Consider the following 16,633-nt stretch of genomic DNA (forward strand, 5'->3'; position numbering starts at 1 on the left):
AGGCGAGGAGCTGGAGGGAGGCGGCGGCGGGCGGAGCGTTCCAGGCGACGGTGTCGCGGTCGTCACCTGATGACCCGGACCGACGGGAGTTCAGGCGAAGGAGAACCAGTTGACGTTGACGAAGTCGGCGGGCTGGCCGCTGTCGAAGGTCAGATAGACGTCGTGGGTCCCGGTGGTGCGGCCGATGTCGGCGGGGACGGTGCGCCAGGCCTGCCAGCCTCCGGTGTTGGCGACGGCGAAACCGCCGACCGGGGTGGCCGTGGGGCTGTCGAGGCGGACTTGGACCAGGCCGCTGACTCCGCCGGCGGCGCCGGAGGCGACGCGGGCGTTGAAGCGGGTGGCGCCGGTGGAGCCGAAAGCAACGGCCGAGAACTTGAGCCAGTCACCGTTGGAGAGATGGCCGACGTCGGACCCGCCGCCGTTGTCGGAGCAGGCCTCGACCTGTGCTCCGGACTGGGCGTTGAACGCCTCGGCCTGGATGGTGCTGAACGCGCTGCCCCCGCCACCCGGGGCGGTGGCGGTCGGCGTCGGGCTCGGCGTGCCACCGCCGCCGGCCACACCGCCGACGGTGATGGTCCAACGGCCTGGACTGCCGGACTGCACCTTGCCCTCGAAGTCGACTCCGGCCGGGTGCACGTCGTCGTACGGGAAGGCGTACCCGAGGTGGTCGGGGGTGGTGTTGTGCAGGATGCGGGCGTAGTGGTTGGTGCGCGGCCGGGTGTAGAAGGCGGCCGGGTTCTCGGCGGTCGGCTGGTAGGGGTTGTCCAGCAGGGTGGTGCGGTTGAAGGCGGCGGCCAGCCGTGCGCTGAGATTGCCCATCAGGTCGTTGCCCGTGGTGAAGGGCGCGTCGCTGCAGGAGAAGATCGAGAGGGTCGACGGCTTGGCGAAGCTGCCGACTCCGGGGAAGGAGAGGACATCGCCGTTCACCCGGCCGGTGACGGTTCCCCAGGTGAACTGGGTGTCGATGCGCAGGTCGGTGGAGCGGTACTTGTTCCACACCTCGTCGACGTAGCCGTCGAAGTAGCCCCGGAACAAGCCGCTGTTGCCGCGTATCGCCAGGTTGGGGCTGAGTGCGCGCAGGTCGCGGCCGCCCGCGGTGACGATGAGTTTGCTCCAGTCGCTGCCGTCGGCGGCGGACTGGGCCCGCAGCGCGGCGGCGACCCGGGACAGGCCGTCGGCGGGTAGCCCGCGCACCGTCTGGATGCCCTGCCCGGTCTCCAACTGGAAGGCGATCGGCAGGGAGACCATGTCGACGAACGTGATGTTCGCGTACAACTGGTCGCTGTTGAAGGTGAATTCGCAGAAGTCGTGAGTGACGTTCGCGTTGGGGTCGGTGGGGTTGCTCACCGAGGGCAGGGCCAGACCGCCACCGCGGTTCACCAGGAAGGTCAGCTTCGCGCCGACCGAGAAGTAGATCCGGCCGCTGTCCAGTCGCGGCAGGGTCACCCTCCGCGCCCCGGCGCCGGACGCGTTGAGCGGGATGGCGCAGTCGGCCCCGAGCGGGGTCTGATCGTTGGCCGGGGCCGGCGGGTGGTACAAGCTGGAGCCGTCGGCCTGGATGAAGGCCCAGTTGCCGCCGGCCGCCGGGTCGCGGCCGACTACGTAGGCGTACACCGTGTTGCTGCCGGTGGTGTTGACCAGGTCGAGGGGGAGCGTGGCGGTGGTGGTCGCGTTGGCGCTCACCTCGAGCCATGTGGCCACGGCGGGTACCGCCAGGGCCAGGCCCGCTGTCACGGCGAGGAGTTTTCTGCGGGGCATCGTTCGCTGGTGGCGAGCCGTCACGGTGGGGGTCCGTTCTTCGTGAGGGGGTGGGGAGCGGTCGGACACAGAGGCGGGGGAGGAGGGAAGGCGGTGGGGTGGGAGGGTCAGCCGACCGTCCACTTCTGGTTGGCCGCGCCGGTGCAGGTCCAGGTCTGCAGCCGGGTGCCGTCGGCAGAGGAATTGCCCTTGGCGTCCAGGCACTTGTTGGCACCGGTGTTGGTGAGGTCGCGGGCGGCGGTGTACGTCCACTTCTGGGCGTTGGTGCCGTTGCAGGTGTAGAGCTGCACGACGGCGCCGTCGGCGGCGGAGCCGCCCGCGACGTCCAGGCACTTGCCGAGGGCGCGGACGGTGCCGTCGCCGCCGATGGTCCACTGCTGGGCCGCGCTGGCGGTGCAGTCGTGCAGCTGGATGGGGGTGCGGTCGGCGTCGGAGCCGCCGGCGACGTCGACGCACATGCCGCCGATGCCACGGATCGGGCGTGCGGCGGGGGTGCCGGCGGAGGAGGCGCGGACGTAGTCGACGGTCATCGTCTGAGGGAAGGACGTGGAGGCGTCCGGGCTGCCGGGCCAGTCGCCACCGACCGCCAGATTGAGGATGACGAAGAACGGGTGGTCGAAGACCCACTTCTTGCCGCCGGTGTCGGCCGGCGTGAGGGTCTTGTACGTGGTGCCGTCCACCGACCAGACGAGGGAGTTCGGGCTCCAGTCGACGGCGAACACGTGGAAGTCGTCGGCGAAGGCGCGGCCGCCGGGCAGGCTGTAGGCGGCGCCGAGGCCGCCCGCTCCGGAGTAGCCGGGGCCGTGCACCGTGCCGTGCACGGTATTGGGTTCGCGGCCGATGTTCTCCATGATGTCGATCTCGCCGCTGCCCGGCCAGCCCACGCTACCGAGGTCGTTGCCGAGCATCCAGAAGGCGGGCCAGATGCCCTGGCCGCGCGGGATCTTGATGCGGGCCTCGAAGCGGCCGTACGCCTGGGTGAAGGTCTTGGCGGTGTTCAGCCGGGCCGAGGTGTACTGGCACTGCCCGTACCAGCAGCCGAGGCCCGCGTCGGTGTTCTTCCTCGCGGTGATGACCAGGTTGCCCTGGCCGTCGAGCGCGGCGTTCGAGGTGCTGTTGGTGTAGTACTGCAGTTCGTGGTTGCCGAAGCCCGAACCGCCGGTCTCCAGAGTCCACTTGGCGGCGTCGGGAGCGCGGCCGGCCGCGCCGTCGAACTCGTCGGACCAGGTCTGTGCGACGACTGCGGCACCGGCGTGCGGGGTGACGGAGCCGGTGAAGGACAGGAGCACCGCCGCGACCAGGGCGATGGTGAGGAGGAGCGCTGCTCCGCCGAAGGAGCGGCGACGTGCGCGATGAACTGCGGCCATGGGCACGGTTCCTTGTCTTGGGGGAAATGGAGAGGGGTGGCGGCTGGGGCACGCCCAGTCATGGCGTAGTGATCCGAGAGCGCTCTCAGGTGTGACGCAACGGCGTGCCGAGGCAGTGAGTATTACGGAGGGGTAACCGTCATGGCAACGTGGGGCGTTACTCCTCGCACGCATCTGACCTGCGGTTATCTCCGGCGAGCCCCGACTTAACGCTCTCTTAAGGCTGGCTTGATGCAGAGGGGGCGAGTCGCGACCCGGTGTTCGTCGGCCGGGCGGTCGCTCGCGGGTACGCGGCACGGCCGTCGAGGCCGTGTGCTCCCGGCCGCGAAAGCGGCCCCGGCGAACGGTTCCTCGTCCGTGAACGGGTGTCCGGCGCCGCGCAGTCCGTCGACCGGCGTAGCGGCCCTGGTCCGCGACACCGAACGTCCGCGACACCGAACGTCCGCGACGCCGCTCGCCCGACGAGAGGCGCCGCCGGCCCCGACGGGAAGCCGTGCGGACGGGTCCTTCCGGGTACTCAGACCCGGAAGGACCCGGGCGCCGTGGCGGTTTCAGGCGTGGTCGGCGTCAAGTGGCGTGCGGTGTCAGGCCGTGTGCAGCGTCAGGCCGTACCGGCCGAGGATCTCGTTGATCGGCTGGAACCACGTCTGGCCGCCGGACGAGCAGTTGCCCCAGCCGCCGGAGGTGACGCCCTGGGCCTGGTCGCCGCTGAGGAATGACCCGCCGGAGTCGCCTCCCTCGGCGCAGACGCTGGTCTTTGTCATCTGGTAGACGGCGCCCTGGCTGTAGTTCACGGTCTCGTTCTTGGCGAGGATGCTGCCGCAGTGCCAGCGCGTCGTGGATCCCGACCGGCAGATCGAGGCGCCCACGGGTGCCTCGGCGGAGCCGCGTACCAGCTCGTCCGGGACGGTGCCCCAGCCGAGCACCACCGGTACGGTCCACCAGCCGCTGTGGATGCCGACGTAGGCGTAGTCGTTGCCGGGGAACGAGGAGCCCTGGAAGATGCCCATCGCGGACCCGTCCCAGCCGCGCACGGCGGCCCCCGCCTGCGCGCAGTGCCCTGCCGTCACGAAGCCTCCGTACACGGAGAAGCCGATCGAGCATCGCACGTTGCCGGTGTAGTACGGGTCGCCGCCGACCGTGCCCGCGGCGTACGTACGGGGCGTCTGCGCCGTCTCGGCGACGGTGACGGGGCCGTCGGCCCGGGCCCGGTCGACGAAGTCCCGTACGGCGGGGGCTTCCCGCTCGGTGCGGATGACAGTGACGACGACGCTGTTGGTCCGTGGGTCGACGTGCCAGCCGGCCACGCCGGTGGGGGCGCGCAGTGAATCCAGGCGTGCTTTGGTACGGTCCAGCGCGGCGGCGCTGTGCCGGACGAGCCGGGTGTCGGCGCCCAGGGCCCGGACCTCGGATTCCTCCGCGCGGCCGGTCACCGCGACGACGAGCCGGCCGGTGGACGGCTCGAACCACGAGCCGCCGTACGCACCGCCCGCGGCTTGCCGTGCGGTCTTCTCCACGGCCGCGGCGGCCTTTTCCGCGCTCAGCCGCTCCTCCGCCTGGGAAGCGGTGAGCCCGAGGTCCCGGCGCATCGCGTCTAGCAGTCCGGCCGTGGCGGACGGCGCCGCGGCGGGTTCCGGCAGCGGGGCGGCGCTCGCCGCGCCGACGTGGGCGGCGCCCAGAGCGACGGTCAGGAGTAGGGCGGCGACGGCGCCGCGTAAGGGGGTGGTGAGTGTCATGAGACCTCCTGGAGTGGGGGATTCGAGCGCTTGAGAGCGCTCTCACAGAGTGTCGGGCGTTACGCTAGCCCACCATCATTGTCAGGTCCATACCAAAATGCGGTTCGTCCGCGGTGAACCCGCGCCCGGCGCCGGAGGGATCCCCGTCCGCCCCGGTGGGACCGCGCTACGTACACGCACAGGGCGAGGTGCCCTGCGGTTGGCAGCCCGACGCCTCGATCGGCGGCATGCACAGGAAGTCAGCCGCGCGGAGAAACTCGTCCTGGCCATGGTGCCGTTGGCATCGCTCGCGAGGACGGCGAGGAGGGTCTGGTTCGACGTCTTCCGCGTCTTGCGCCCAAGGCCCCGCGTCAGCCGGTTCGCACCGCCGTCACCGTGAAGCGCTCGACATCGGAGATGTGCCCGCCGGTGGACGCGACGACGGTCAGGACCGGGTCACTGGCGCCGGTGAACGACACGGTCGTGTTCCAGGGCTGCGCGTTTCCGCCGGCCGGAATGCAGCAGGAGGCGCCGATCGGGGCCGTGGACGAGGGTTGGCGCACGTCCACACGGATGCTCTCGTCCACACCGCTGATCCGGCCGCCAGCCCTTATCGGGGAGCGCACGGCTGATCCGTATGCGGGAGCGGTCAGTGAGAACGTCGTGTCGTCGGTGCCCACCACTTCCCAGGGGGCATCCGGGCCGGCGCCGTACCGTACGAGGTGGATGACCGCGACCGTGCTTCTGTAGCCCTCGGCGCCAGGGGGCAGGTTCAAGCCGACGCCGATACGCGCGTCGCGGCCAGTGACGGTGCGCTGGGTCACCCGGCCGACGTCCTTGAAACCGAGGTATCCCTGGGTGAAGGCGAGCGCGGTCCGCTCCGGGTCGAGATGCCAGGGCTGGTGGCCCCCGGATCGGTACTTCTGCTGCCAGGCCTCGGCCTGGGCGAACGTGGTGAACGGCCACAGGGGCTGGAATGCGGAGCCGAGTGGCGGCGTGCCTGCGTCGGACCCGGGCGCAGTGGGCGCGGGCGTACGGGGGGTGGTAGCGGGCACGCTGGGTGCGGTCGGAGCTGCGGAGAGCGCCGAGGACGTGCCCGGCACGACGGAAGGGGATGGCCGCGGGGGCGCTTGCCCCCCGGAGCCGCTGCAAGCGGTCAGCGCACCCAACGTGGCTGCCGCCACGAAGAGCTGGGTGAGTCGGCAGAGTGGGAGCCGGATGTTCATGTTGACCCCAGAACCTCGGTACCGGACGTCGGCACCGCCTGAGCTGATGGTGCCATCAGTGGAGGCCGGCGGCGAGAGCCCCGGGGAGTGGAATTTGCCTGGCGGGGGAAGGGGCCGATCGACGCGCGGCACGGCGGACCGGGCTGGGTCGTGCGGTGGCCGGCGCCGTCCCGGTGCAGAGCAGCGGGCACGGGGGAGTGCCCCGCCTTGTTCCCGGCCCGAGCGCGTGCGGGCGTGGCGAATCGGCTGAGGGCCCAAAGTCCCTGGCGGAGGGTACGCCGGGGCCCCGGGACTATGCGGTGGCAGCGGCTCATGACTGGCGCTCGGCCTGCCTGCGGGGCACCTTCGCCGACGTTCGGCGCGTTCGGATCAGGGGACCGCGCGGTCACGCACCGCGTCCTGCTCGGCGCGACACGGGCTCGTCCCCACTCCGCAGCAGCGGGCTCCGGGTCACCCGGGGACCGGCCACCGCCGTACCCGCAGGAGTACCCGTACCCGCATTCGGCTGGGAGACCTGCGCAGGGTCAGGCGGGTCGTGTCGCAAAGCAGAAGAAGTGCTCCTCGGGCCCGGCGAGGGGATCCGCGGGTACGAAGGACGACGTGTGGTGGTGGAGCACTTCGAGGCCGGCTTCCCTCAGCTGCCGCAGGTGCTGGTCCGCGGACAGGCTGCTGACGGTCACCGGATGGCCCATCCACTCGATGTCCAGCCCCCGGATGTCGCCCGGGACCGTGGCCAGCACGAGGTAGCCGCCCGGCACGATCCAGGACGCCATCCGGTCGAGTGCGGCCGCGATGTCGGACTGGTCCATGACCAGAAGGGGGAAAAAGGAGCAGACGGCGTCGAAACCGGCCGCCCGCGGCACGTACGTGCGAACGTCGGCCTGCTCGAAACGCGCCCCCGGGACCCGCGCACGGGCCGTCTCGACCATGGCCGCCGAAACGTCGATTCCGGTCACGGAGTGCCCGGCACGGACGAGCACCTCCGCCGTGGGCCTGCCGGTGCCGCTGCCCACGTCCAGCACCTGAGCTCCGGATGGCAGCCGTTCCACGAGCCATTCCAGGGCCTTCAACTGCGCGGGCACGGACCCGAAAAGGTCCTCGTACCGCTCACCCAGCGCGTCGAACACCTCGGCCGCGCTCTTGCGTCGGGTCATGTCCCCTCCTCGTGTCGGCTGTTGCCACGTTACCGGCCGCCTCGCCCGGGCACCCCGGCTCTCCCGTTTCAACGCCGTAGCTGTGCTGGGTGACCTGACGTCGCGCGGAGAACGAGAAGCTCGGCCTGTAGCCAGGCGGACTCCGCTGTCGGCACCCCCTCGCAGGATCGCGCTGCCTGACCTGAGGGTTTCGGCGGCGGCCTGTGTGGAGCGGGCTGCGGAGTGGTCAGCGGCTTACGATCCGGCTTGTCCGCAGAGAGGTCTGTTCCGCCGTGGCTGAGCCTCGGATGCGGGCGTGGCGTTGCGTCGGCTGCTGAGCACCCGGACCGAGCAACCGGCGCAGGACCGGTGGGGGAGCGGGGCAGGACTGACCCGGCCTGCAAGATCCCCGCGTCAGGTCAGGCACCGCAGAATTCTGCGTCGACGAGCCGCTGTTCGTGGATGTTCCAATCGCCGTTGAAGTTCAGTGACAGCACGTGATCTCCGTCTGGCGTCGCCATGGTCTGCGAGATGGAGCCTTGAATGCCGCCGTTGTGCCCCCATACCTCGGTGCCGCACGACAATGTCATCCTCATCAGTCCCAGGCCGTAGGAGAAGGTGGGCATGTTCTTGATCGAGACGGTCGTCATCATCTCCCTCAGCTGAGGCTCCTTCAGGAGCCGACCGGAGAACAGGGCCCGGTAGAACCGGTTGAGGTCGTGGTTGTTGGAGATCATCTCTCCGGCGGCGCCCGCGAAGGAGGGGTTGAGTTCCGTGACGTCGTAGATCGCGCTGTTCGGCTCTCCCGGGCCGGCGAGCTCTCCGGTCAGTTTTGAGTAGGCGCGTCCGCTGGGTCCGGGGACGCGGGCGCGGGTGCCCGGCAGACTGGTGGACGCCAGGTGCAGGGGGCTCAGGATGCGCTGCTCGATCTCGTGGGCGTAGGAGTGGCCGGTGGCCTTCTGGATCACCATGGAGGCGATGACGTAGTTGGTGTCCGAGTAGCTCCAGTCGTCGCCGGCGGCAAAGACCGGCCGGTGTGTCATGGCGAGCCGGACGATCTGGCGGGGCGTCCACGTGTCGTAGCGGTGCTTGAGGAAGCCGGTGCCGAACTCCTTGCGCTTGAAGTCCTCGTCGTCGGTGTAGCTGTAGATGCCGCTGGTGTGGTTGAGGATCTGCCGTAGCCTGATCTTGCTGCCGTCGTTCCCGTTGCCCTGCACCAAGCCCGGCAGCCAGTGGTCCACCGTGTCGTCCAGGCTCAGCTTCTTCTCCTCCGCCAACTGGAGCATCACCACGGCCACGAACGTCTTGGTGATCGAGCCGACCCGGAAGCGGTCATCGGCGCGCGGCTTGCGGCCGGTTGCCAGATCCGCAGTGCCCGCATGTCCCGCCCAGGTGTCGTGTCCCTGCTCGGCGAGCACGATGCCCCCTGGCGCCCCGTCCTGGACGACCGAGTCCAGGGCCGCCTGGGTGGCCGCGTGCCCGCCGCGTGCCGCCGAAGCGTCCGGGGTGCCGGCAGCCGACGCCGGCAGAGCGGCGCTCATCACGACCGTGGCAACCGCCCCGACGGCAGCGACCCGCAACCTGCGCTCCCCGCGGCTGTGGCCGCCCCTCGTGGAGGTACGTGACCCGGTGCCTGCGTGTCCGTGCTCGTACACGAAGAACTCCTGTCGCTGGTAGGTGACGACTTGATCTGGACCCAGTATTTTCGATCAAGGTCCGGACCCGGGATACCGCCAACCACCCGCTTGAAGGTGGGGATACCCCCCGATACGTTTTTCGTGGCTCGGCAACGGGACCTCCGGCCTTCGGGGCGATCCGAGGGGTGGTGTCACCGGTCCCGAGGGCATCGACGGACCGCTGATGAGGGGGCTGCGCACCGGCTTCGCCCGATCCGGAAGACCTCTCCGTACCGTGGATGTGGCAGCTCGGTGCCGAGGCAAGGCCGGACGAAAGCGTGAGCGGAGGGGCCCGCACGTGATCGACACCGGAGACATCGACGTCTTCCTCGGCCTGGACGTCGGCAAGGACCCTTGGCTCCGTCCGGCTGCTGGAAACCCGACTCCACTAAGCGCTGCGCAGCATCACCGCTCCAGAAGCGCCGCGTCCCCGCCCTGGTCCGACACTGCGCAGCCTGCACCGTGGCCCTGCCGGCCGTACCCGCCCAGGCGGTGCTGCAGCATCGTCCGCCGGGGCGTCAACTTCCGTCGGTCAGTCTTCGGTCGAGGACGCCTACGAGTCGCGCTCCCGCGCGGTCGGTCCCGCGGCGCCCCGGCTTGCCACCTGCCGAGGCCGTCTCCAGCCGCAGCCGCGCCGTACGTCCGCGCAGTGTCAGCGTCATCAATTGGTTGCCGAACCACGGTCCGCCGGTGCGTTCCCACCGGACTGCGGGTCTCGCGACCCGTCCGTGGCGGGCGAGGAGATGTCCGATCCCCTTGGCGAACCGGCTCCAGCCGAAACGGAACCCAACCCTCATAGCCCTCGGCACGGAGTTGTGCAGGGGTGAGCAGGTGAACTGGAAGATGCGGGAGTTCGGTTGCTTTCCGGTGGTCCAGACGGGCTCCGCCACATACGCGTGGTGCACGTCCCCGGAGAGCACGCACACGGTCGCCGGGGCAGCCTCGGCCCTCCCCGCCTCGGCGACCGTCTCCGTCAGCCTTTCGAACGACGAGGTGAACGCCGCCCAGTGCTCCAGGTCCGCCCGCCGGCGCAGCCACTCACCGAAGCGCGCCCAGCGCGGTCCGCGTTCGCCCCGGCAGAGCGCCGCGTGCCAGCCCTCCGCGAAGTGGACCATCGAGGGCAGCAGCCATGGGAGCGAGGTGCCTACCAGCAGGTGGTCCACACCGCCGGGATCGTCCAACGCCTGCGTCCGCAGCCAGGCCGCCTCCTCGGCGTCCAGCATCGCCCGGTGCTGCTCCTCCAGCACCCGCGCGGCCCGGGTGTCGACCATCAGCAGCCGGGTGCGGCCGAAGTCCCTGCGGTAGCTCCAGCGCACCGTCGCCGGGTCGGCGTCGGCGCGTTCGGCGAAGGCGCGCAGTACCTCCGTGCCGTCGCCGGCGGCCAGTACCGCCGCGTACAGCTCGTCCTTGGCGAGCTCGGCAGGGGAGAGGTTCCCGAGGTGTTGGTAAACCCAGTAGGACATCAGGCCGCTGGTGATCCGCTCGCGCCACCACGACGTTGCCCGCATCTCCGCTACCCAGGCGGCGCTGGTGTTCCAGTCGTCGATGACGTCGTGATCGTCGAAGATCATGCAGCTGGGTACGGTCGAGAGCAACCAGCGCAGTTCGGGGTCGCCCCAGGACTCGTCGTAGAGGTGGCTGTACTCCTCGTAGTCGGCGACCTGGTCCGGCGGGGCGGCGGAGCCGGTGCCGGCGGCCCGCCGATGCCGGGCGATCCAGGCGTGGGTGTCGGCGGACGTCTCGTCGGCGTACACCTGGTCGCCGAGGAGGAGGAGAACGTCCGGACGCTCGGCCTGCGGGTCGGCGGCGAGCCGGGCGGAGAGGGTGTCGAGGACATCGGGGCCCATCGGATCGGGCTCGCCCACAGCGGGCGCCGCCCACCGGCACGAGCCGAACGCGACCACCGCGCCCGGCGCCGGGACCGGCGGCGTGTGGATGGTACTGGGTGGCTGGGGCGAGTCCGCGAGGGGCCAGACCCGCTCGCCGTCGAGCAGCACCTCGTACGTTGTGGCGGACCCAGGGGCAAGCCCGGTCACGACCACCAGTGCGTAGTGGTGACCGGCGACGCGGAACGTGGGAGCCGAACCACCGCCGCCGTCCGGGCACCGGACCTCCGCCGTGCACGCCTGGTCGGTCTCGACCCAAACCGTCGCGCTCGTGCCCGACTCCCAGTCCACGTGTCGCAGGAGCGGGCCCAGCCTCAGAACGGCCATCAGGAGTCCCCTTCCGGTGCTCCGCACGGTACAGAACGGCCGCTCTGTACAGTACTCGCTGGCCTGCTTCGGGGAACGGTGCCGCCGAACCTCAGTGCCGCGGTCGATGCCGAGGGCGGATCGGCTGCCGGACCTCCTCGGCGACCGACTGCGAGGCGCCCGACCTTCGCCTGCTGGAAGGCGGTGAGCGCGCCGGGATGCTCGACGCCCCTGCGCACGCGGTCCACGACGTGCTTCGCTCCCCAGGCGACCGCGGTTTACCACTACGCGGGGTATTCGAACCCATCTGGTGCCGCAGAAGGTAGGCGCACGGGATTTGCGGCGCTCGATCGCGACCGAGATGACTGCTGATCACGTCGTGCAAGGCGCCCCGGCCCGCGCCGCGTAGGCGTGTACGCCCGAGGCGGAGCCCCTTCTGTTGTACCTGGTTCGTCGACCTCGCCAGCCAGGACGCACGCATCGGACGGGTTGGACGCGGCGACGCCAGCGCTGCCAACGGGGGTGCGCGACCTCGACCGACGGACAGGTCGGCGGTTCGACCGCCCTCACTCGCACAGGAGGTGACTGGGCGACAGTCCATGGGAAGTGGAAACGTCGCAAACGGTGGGCCCTTCGTTAACGAACCGAACACCTTGCGTCCATGTGCAATGTGCAATGTCACATGTCATGAGCGGTTCGGGTAAGCCCGAGCGGCCACCAGACAAGGAGAAGTCGAATGAATCGTCTTGCCCTCATCACCGCAGCCTTCGCAGGTCTGACCGTCTTGACTGTTGCCCCGGCAGGCGCCGCCAGCACTGAGCAGAGTGCCACCTCCACCTCCACCGCCACCGTCACCTCCTGCGGCAGCACCGGTCTCCAGGCCGCTCTTGCCACCAGAGTGTGCGCCGGCATCACCGGCAACTCGGTCGAGTTCTACGGCACGGTCTCCCTCGCCGGCCCGCCCTCTCCCGGCAGCCCGGCGCCCGCCCCGAAGGACCTCATCACGTCGGTGACGTCCGAGATCGTGGGCAGCGGCTCGCCCGATACCCGCAACAGCCGGGTCATCTTCACCGCCACGACCATCAAGGTGCCCGGCGCGACCACCACGGTCCCCTGCGGCTCGACCATTCGCGGCACCTTCGCCGTGGCGTCGTTCCCCTGGACGGCCAACCCGGTCGTCCACGAGGTCACCATCTCCTGCTGATCACGCTGACGGCTCCCGCCTAGTCCCGAGGGCAGGGGCGGATCCCGGCGCTGAGAGCGGGCGATGCGCCTGGGGAGGCGGTATCCACGACGGTCTCCCCAGCGTCGGCGGCGTCCGTGCCGGCCTTCGGGGGCTTCCTCCGCGCCACGGTCCTCCTTGAGCTTGTCTCGAACGGGTTCAGCGCATCGTGCTGACTCCCGTCCCGGAAGCCGCGGGCCCGTCTCCGAACCGGAGACGGGCCCGCGGTCATCGCCAGGTTCGCGAGGTCCTCACCTCTCCCGTGTGCCACGGCCACATCGGTGTCGGCACCCCACACGTCACCGAACCTGTGTCCTGGCCGTCTGGCGCAGGCCACGGGGCAGTTCGCGCCGTACGGCAACCACACGCCACACCCTCCGGACCGGCCGGCGCATCCTCGCCCGCTGCCTTCGGCTTCAGAGCCCAGAGCGCGGGGGCCTGTGAGCCGCCGGGGCGCCCGCAATATCATCCGTAGGACGCTTGGCCCCGTCGCGCGTCCCGTCCGTCGCCCGTGGTTCACGTCCGCGGTCTCACCGCCGATTGGCAGCCGGCGGCAGAGCCGACTACTTCCACCTTGCCGTGCCGCGCTCACGATCTGAGCGCCGCACGGAGACGGATGTGCGCCCAGGCGTACCGTGACCGCCGCCGCGCGGGGAAGGCCCAGCCTGCCCGCGGCGCCTTCGCTCTTGCCGGGCGTAGCGTCGACGTCCACCTGCGGAACATGCGCGAGGCTGTGCTGCAGGGAGGCGTACGGTCCGGGGTGTTCGCCTCGCCGCGTGGGGCTGTGTCCGATGGACACCCCAGCGGTTCTGATCCCTGGCGGCCAGATCAACCAGCAACGCCGGAAGATCGTCTCAAGAGCGCTGATGTGCGAGGCGGAGCCGGAGGCCAGGAGTCGCATTTCAGGGCCATGAAAGAGACCGTGAATGCGGAGTCGGGTGCGGACGCGCAGCATGGAGGCATGGTTGTGCTCTCGCGGCCGGAGAGACGTTCGAAGGCCTCCGCGTCCGGCCTCGGACCGGGATCCCCGTCGAGCGGCTCCCGTGCGGGTGCCGACCAGGAGGGCTCCGGGAGCCGTCGACGCCCGATGCCGCCAGGCCTGCCCCGAACGTCCTGCACGGCTCTCGCATCCCTCCTGACGGCCGTCCTGGCCACCGTGCCGACGGGCCCCGCCCACGCCTTCACCGGTGACAACCACGAGGACATCACCCGGGCCGCACTGCCCTGGGAGCCCATCACACTGACCGAGATGGCCGACGCCCGCGCCGGGGCGATCAATGCCAACGACCATCCCCCGTACTTCGACGTCGGCCCCTTGCACTGCGACAACGCCGACTACCTTGCCCCCCGCTACGCCCCCGACTACCCCCGCACCCGGTACGAGGCCACCACCGAGCTCCTCGCGTGTCTCCGCACCTCCGTCACCCGCTTCCGCAACGCGGTCGAGGCCGCCGACGGCCTCGTCGACGCTGACGGCAAGGTGCGCGCCGACCAGAGCGACCTGTCCTCGCACTGCACGTGGGACGGGAAGCCCGGGCGGGCCAAGTGCGCCGTCCTCGAACAGCTCGGCCGCGGCTGGCACCAGATCGAGGACTTCTATGCGCACTCCAACTGGAGCGATCGGCCCGCGCCCGGCCCGGTCGGCCTCGACAACCCGCCCGGCCTGGAACGTACCGACGTCGCACCGTTCCTCGACATCCGCCGCTACAGCGCCATGAAGGACGCCGACTGGACCCGCGACGCCCGTGAGCGTATCCCTGCGGACCTTGCCACCGGCTGCTACACCGACATCGATTCCACCGGGGTCAAGCTCGCCGACTGTGATGGGCACGTCGCCCACAACCGTGCCCTGAACAAGGACACCGCCGCATCGGCCCGGTCCAGGACGGGTGACAACTTCCGCCACGCGACAGCCGGCGCCACCGCCGAGCTCACGCGCCAGTGGAACGACTTCAAGGCCGAGCTGCTCGCGAAGTACCCCGATCACCGACGCGGCGCACAGATGGTCTGCGCCCTCGTCCACGATGACCCGGTCGGCGCCTGCCCCTGACAGGGGAGGAAACGGTCGGACGCATGGTCGTCTCGAACTGCTCCACGATGACCCCACCTCAGTCCGGTCACTGCGCCCCGATCAGGCCGTGAGGACTTTGTTCTCGGCCTGCTGGAACTCGGCTGCCGTGATCTCGCCGCGGTTCTTGAGCTCGGCGAGCCGGGACAGTTCCTCCGCCGCGCTGCCGGCTCCGGCGCTCTGGCGCACGTAGGAGAGGAACTGCTCCTCGTTCCGCTGGGCGTGCTTCAATTCGCGTTCGCCCATTCCACGTCCACGGGCGATCACGTAGAGGCGAGTCGCCGATGGCCCCGTCGTTCTCGCGGCATCCCATGCGATGTTGAACAACGTGGACATCGGCGTAGTCGATCTCGACCGTGTCGCGGTGATGTCCTGCCCTCCCATTCGGCGAGTACGTAGTGGTTGGCGGTTTCGTTGAGGCCGACGGCGGCGCCGGCACTGACCACGCTGCGGCCCCACGCTTCGAGGAACTTCGCGGCCAGCTCCCCGTAGGCGTCCGCGAACGCGTCCGCGCCCCGGCCCGCCCCGGCGGACTGGTTGTACTTGTTCAGCACGTCCACGAGGACGGCCGCCCGCTCGCCGTGCGCGAACTGGGCGCCCTTCACCAGGGCGGCCGCGTGCTGGACGTGCACCGGCTGGACGTCGAAACCCCCGTTGGCGGAGGGAGGGGGAGGGGCGGCCATCAGGCGGCTCCCCAGCCGCGCAGGACGGCCCGGTGGGCGGAGGCGTAGGTGAGGTGGCCGTTGACGACGATGTCGTGCAGCCAGGCCCGGGCGGCTGCAAGGTCCTGTGCGGCCTCAGTTGGCGGAGGCGCGTCGTGTTCGGGCAGTCGAGTTGTTCGAGGACGGCGTCTCGAATGCGGAGATCGCGCGGGCGGTGGGGGTGTGTGCCGGGAGTGTCCGGCGTCGGCGGCGGGTGTGGGAGCAAGGCGGTGCTTCGGCCCTCCGGCGACGGGCAGCCACCGGACGCCCACCCGAGCTGGACGAAACCCAGCTCGAGATGGTCCGGGCCGCGTTGGAGCAAGGCGCCCAGGCGCATGGTTTCGAGGCCGATCTGTGGACCCTGGAACGAGTCGGCGCGGCCGTCACCCGGGCAACGGGGGCTCCCTGTTCCCTCAGATCAGCCGCACCTACTCGCCCCGAGGGCGGACTCCGCTCCTGCGGCACCGGCTGAACTGGAAGCGCGCGTCGATGGCCTGCCTTGGGTTACCACTCCACCGACCCCGATCGCGGGGCCCGCCCGTGCTTCCACCTCAAGCCCGGCAGCTACGACACCGCCGGGCTCATCGAGGTCCTGGAGCAGATGAAGGTGTTCTACCGCGGCGAGCGGGTGGTTCTGGTCTGGTACGGCCTGTCCGCTCACGGGAGCCGGGCGATGCGGGCCTGGGTCGCCGAACAGGACTGGCTCGCCCTGGAACGATTACCCGCCCGTGCTCGCGAGCTGAACCCGGTGGAACTGCTGTGGTCCTCGCTCAAAAGGCGTGAACTCGCCAACCTCGCCGGAGACCACCTCGCCGATGTCGCCGACGCCACCGAGCAAGGCATCCACCGCATCAACACCCACCCACAACTGCCATGGTCATTCCTCGCCCACACCGGCCTGACCATCCACCCACCACACCCACCGAACTTACGAAAGGATCAGTAAGACGGATCTGCGCCCAGGCCTACCGCGACCGCCGCCGCGCGGGGAAGGAGCAGCCCGCCCGCGGCGCCCTCGCGCTCGCCGGGCGTAGCGTCGACGTCCACGTGCAGCACATGCGCGAGGCCGTGCTGCGGGGAGGCGCATGGCCCGGGGTGTTCGCCCTCGCGGCCGCGGACGTCGAGGACCGCCCTGAAATGCTGGTGCGCGGGGACCCCCAACGGCGCGTGGGAGGCTACGTCGGTCGAGAGTGTTTCCTGGCAGGAGCCCCGTATGAGCCGTCTGGTCCCGAGCCGGCCGTGCCGGCGCCCGGCAGCAACCCGTCGGTTTCGGCGCTGTCCCCTTTCCCCGCTCTTCGTGGTGGGCACGATCCTCACGATCACCGGAGCTGCGCTCTACGCCACGCCGGGGCAGCGGCCGGGGCTGATAGCCGCCGGGGCGATGATCGCGGCGACCGTCGCCGCTTGTTGGTGTGCCTCCCGGCAACGATGATCACAACCCGACACCAAGGTGATCATGCGCTGAGGTACGGGGCAGACAGCCTCCCGCCTGGCGGATACGGTGTAAAGAACGCGTCAGGAGCTGGCGCGCGGTGTGCCGGGAAGTCTGGTCGGCGTCCTGGGGGCAGTGTGCCC

Annotated in this window: 13 protein-coding genes and 1 pseudogene; 4 read left to right on the forward strand and 10 right to left on the reverse strand. The window is 70.4% G+C overall.

All coding sequences use genetic code 11. From position 1 onward, the window contains the following. Positions 1-90: 90 nt before the first annotated feature. The 7 genes from ABZY57_RS28140 to ABZY57_RS28170 form a co-directional block, all read right to left on the reverse strand. Entirely contained in the window at positions 91-1,734 is a 1,644-nt protein-coding gene (locus ABZY57_RS28140) for a beta-1,3-glucanase family protein (protein WP_356516589.1), read from the reverse strand. Between the two features lie 131 nt (positions 1,735-1,865). Continuing rightward, positions 1,866-3,125, reverse strand: coding sequence for a family 16 glycosylhydrolase (locus ABZY57_RS28145; protein ID WP_356516591.1), 1,260 nt, complete (start codon positions 3,123-3,125; stop codon positions 1,866-1,868). Between the two features lie 584 nt (positions 3,126-3,709). Next, positions 3,710-4,861, reverse strand: coding sequence for a S1 family peptidase (locus ABZY57_RS28150; RefSeq protein ID WP_356516593.1), 1,152 nt, complete (start codon positions 4,859-4,861; stop codon positions 3,710-3,712). Between the two features lie 350 nt (positions 4,862-5,211). Further along, complete coding sequence (locus tag ABZY57_RS28155; protein WP_356516595.1) at positions 5,212-5,895, reverse strand: hypothetical protein; 684 nt, start codon at positions 5,893-5,895, stop codon at positions 5,212-5,214. Between the two features lie 695 nt (positions 5,896-6,590). Continuing rightward, a complete protein-coding gene (locus ABZY57_RS28160) occupies positions 6,591-7,220 on the reverse strand; it encodes a class I SAM-dependent methyltransferase (protein WP_356516597.1) in 630 nt (209 codons plus the stop codon). 398 nt (positions 7,221-7,618) lie between these two features. Then, the gene (locus ABZY57_RS28165; protein ID WP_356516599.1) at positions 7,619-8,740 is read right to left on the reverse strand and encodes a serine hydrolase domain-containing protein; all 1,122 of its coding nucleotides are present in this window, start codon (positions 8,738-8,740) and stop codon (positions 7,619-7,621) included. A 653-nt stretch (positions 8,741-9,393) separates the two neighbouring features. Continuing rightward, a complete protein-coding gene (locus tag ABZY57_RS28170; protein ID WP_356516601.1) occupies positions 9,394-11,088 on the reverse strand; it encodes an alkaline phosphatase D family protein in 1,695 nt (564 codons plus the stop codon). A gap of 715 nt (positions 11,089-11,803) precedes the next feature. Here ABZY57_RS28170 and ABZY57_RS28175 point away from each other — a divergent pair. After that, entirely contained in the window at positions 11,804-12,271 is a 468-nt protein-coding gene (locus ABZY57_RS28175; protein ID WP_356516603.1) for a hypothetical protein, read from the forward strand. Positions 12,272-13,445: 1,174 nt separating this feature from the next. Next, the gene (locus tag ABZY57_RS28180; protein WP_356516605.1) at positions 13,446-14,339 is read left to right on the forward strand and encodes a hypothetical protein; all 894 of its coding nucleotides are present in this window, start codon (positions 13,446-13,448) and stop codon (positions 14,337-14,339) included. Positions 14,340-14,420: 81 nt separating this feature from the next. Here the strand turns inward: ABZY57_RS28180 and ABZY57_RS28185 are convergent, their stop codons facing one another. The 3 genes and pseudogenes from ABZY57_RS28185 to ABZY57_RS28195 form a co-directional block, all read right to left on the reverse strand. After that, positions 14,421-14,603, reverse strand: a complete 183-nt coding sequence (locus ABZY57_RS28185; protein ID WP_356516607.1) for an SHOCT domain-containing protein — start codon at positions 14,601-14,603, stop codon at positions 14,421-14,423. Between the two features lie 17 nt (positions 14,604-14,620). Next, complete coding sequence (locus tag ABZY57_RS28190) at positions 14,621-15,040, reverse strand: hypothetical protein (protein ID WP_356516609.1); 420 nt, start codon at positions 15,038-15,040, stop codon at positions 14,621-14,623. After that, positions 15,040-15,153, reverse strand: a pseudogene (locus tag ABZY57_RS28195) (WXG100 family type VII secretion target); the annotation flags it as partial. The pseudogene ABZY57_RS28195 and the gene ABZY57_RS28190, both read right to left, overlap by 1 nt. On the opposite strand from ABZY57_RS28195, the gene ABZY57_RS28200 reads away from it, so the two are divergent. Continuing rightward, positions 15,147-15,530: a helix-turn-helix domain-containing protein gene (locus ABZY57_RS28200; protein ID WP_356516613.1), complete on the forward strand. Its 384-nt coding sequence runs from the start codon at positions 15,147-15,149 to the stop codon at positions 15,528-15,530. The pseudogene ABZY57_RS28195 and the gene ABZY57_RS28200 overlap by 7 nt on opposite strands. A gap of 27 nt (positions 15,531-15,557) precedes the next feature. Beyond that, positions 15,558-16,004 (forward strand): transposase, encoded by a 447-nt coding sequence (locus ABZY57_RS28205; protein ID WP_356516611.1) that lies wholly within the window; start codon positions 15,558-15,560, stop codon positions 16,002-16,004. Positions 16,005-16,633: the final 629 nt, after the last annotated feature.

Source organism: Streptomyces sp. NPDC006450 (genome assembly GCF_040612195.1).
GTDB lineage: Bacteria > Actinomycetota > Actinomycetes > Streptomycetales > Streptomycetaceae > Streptomyces.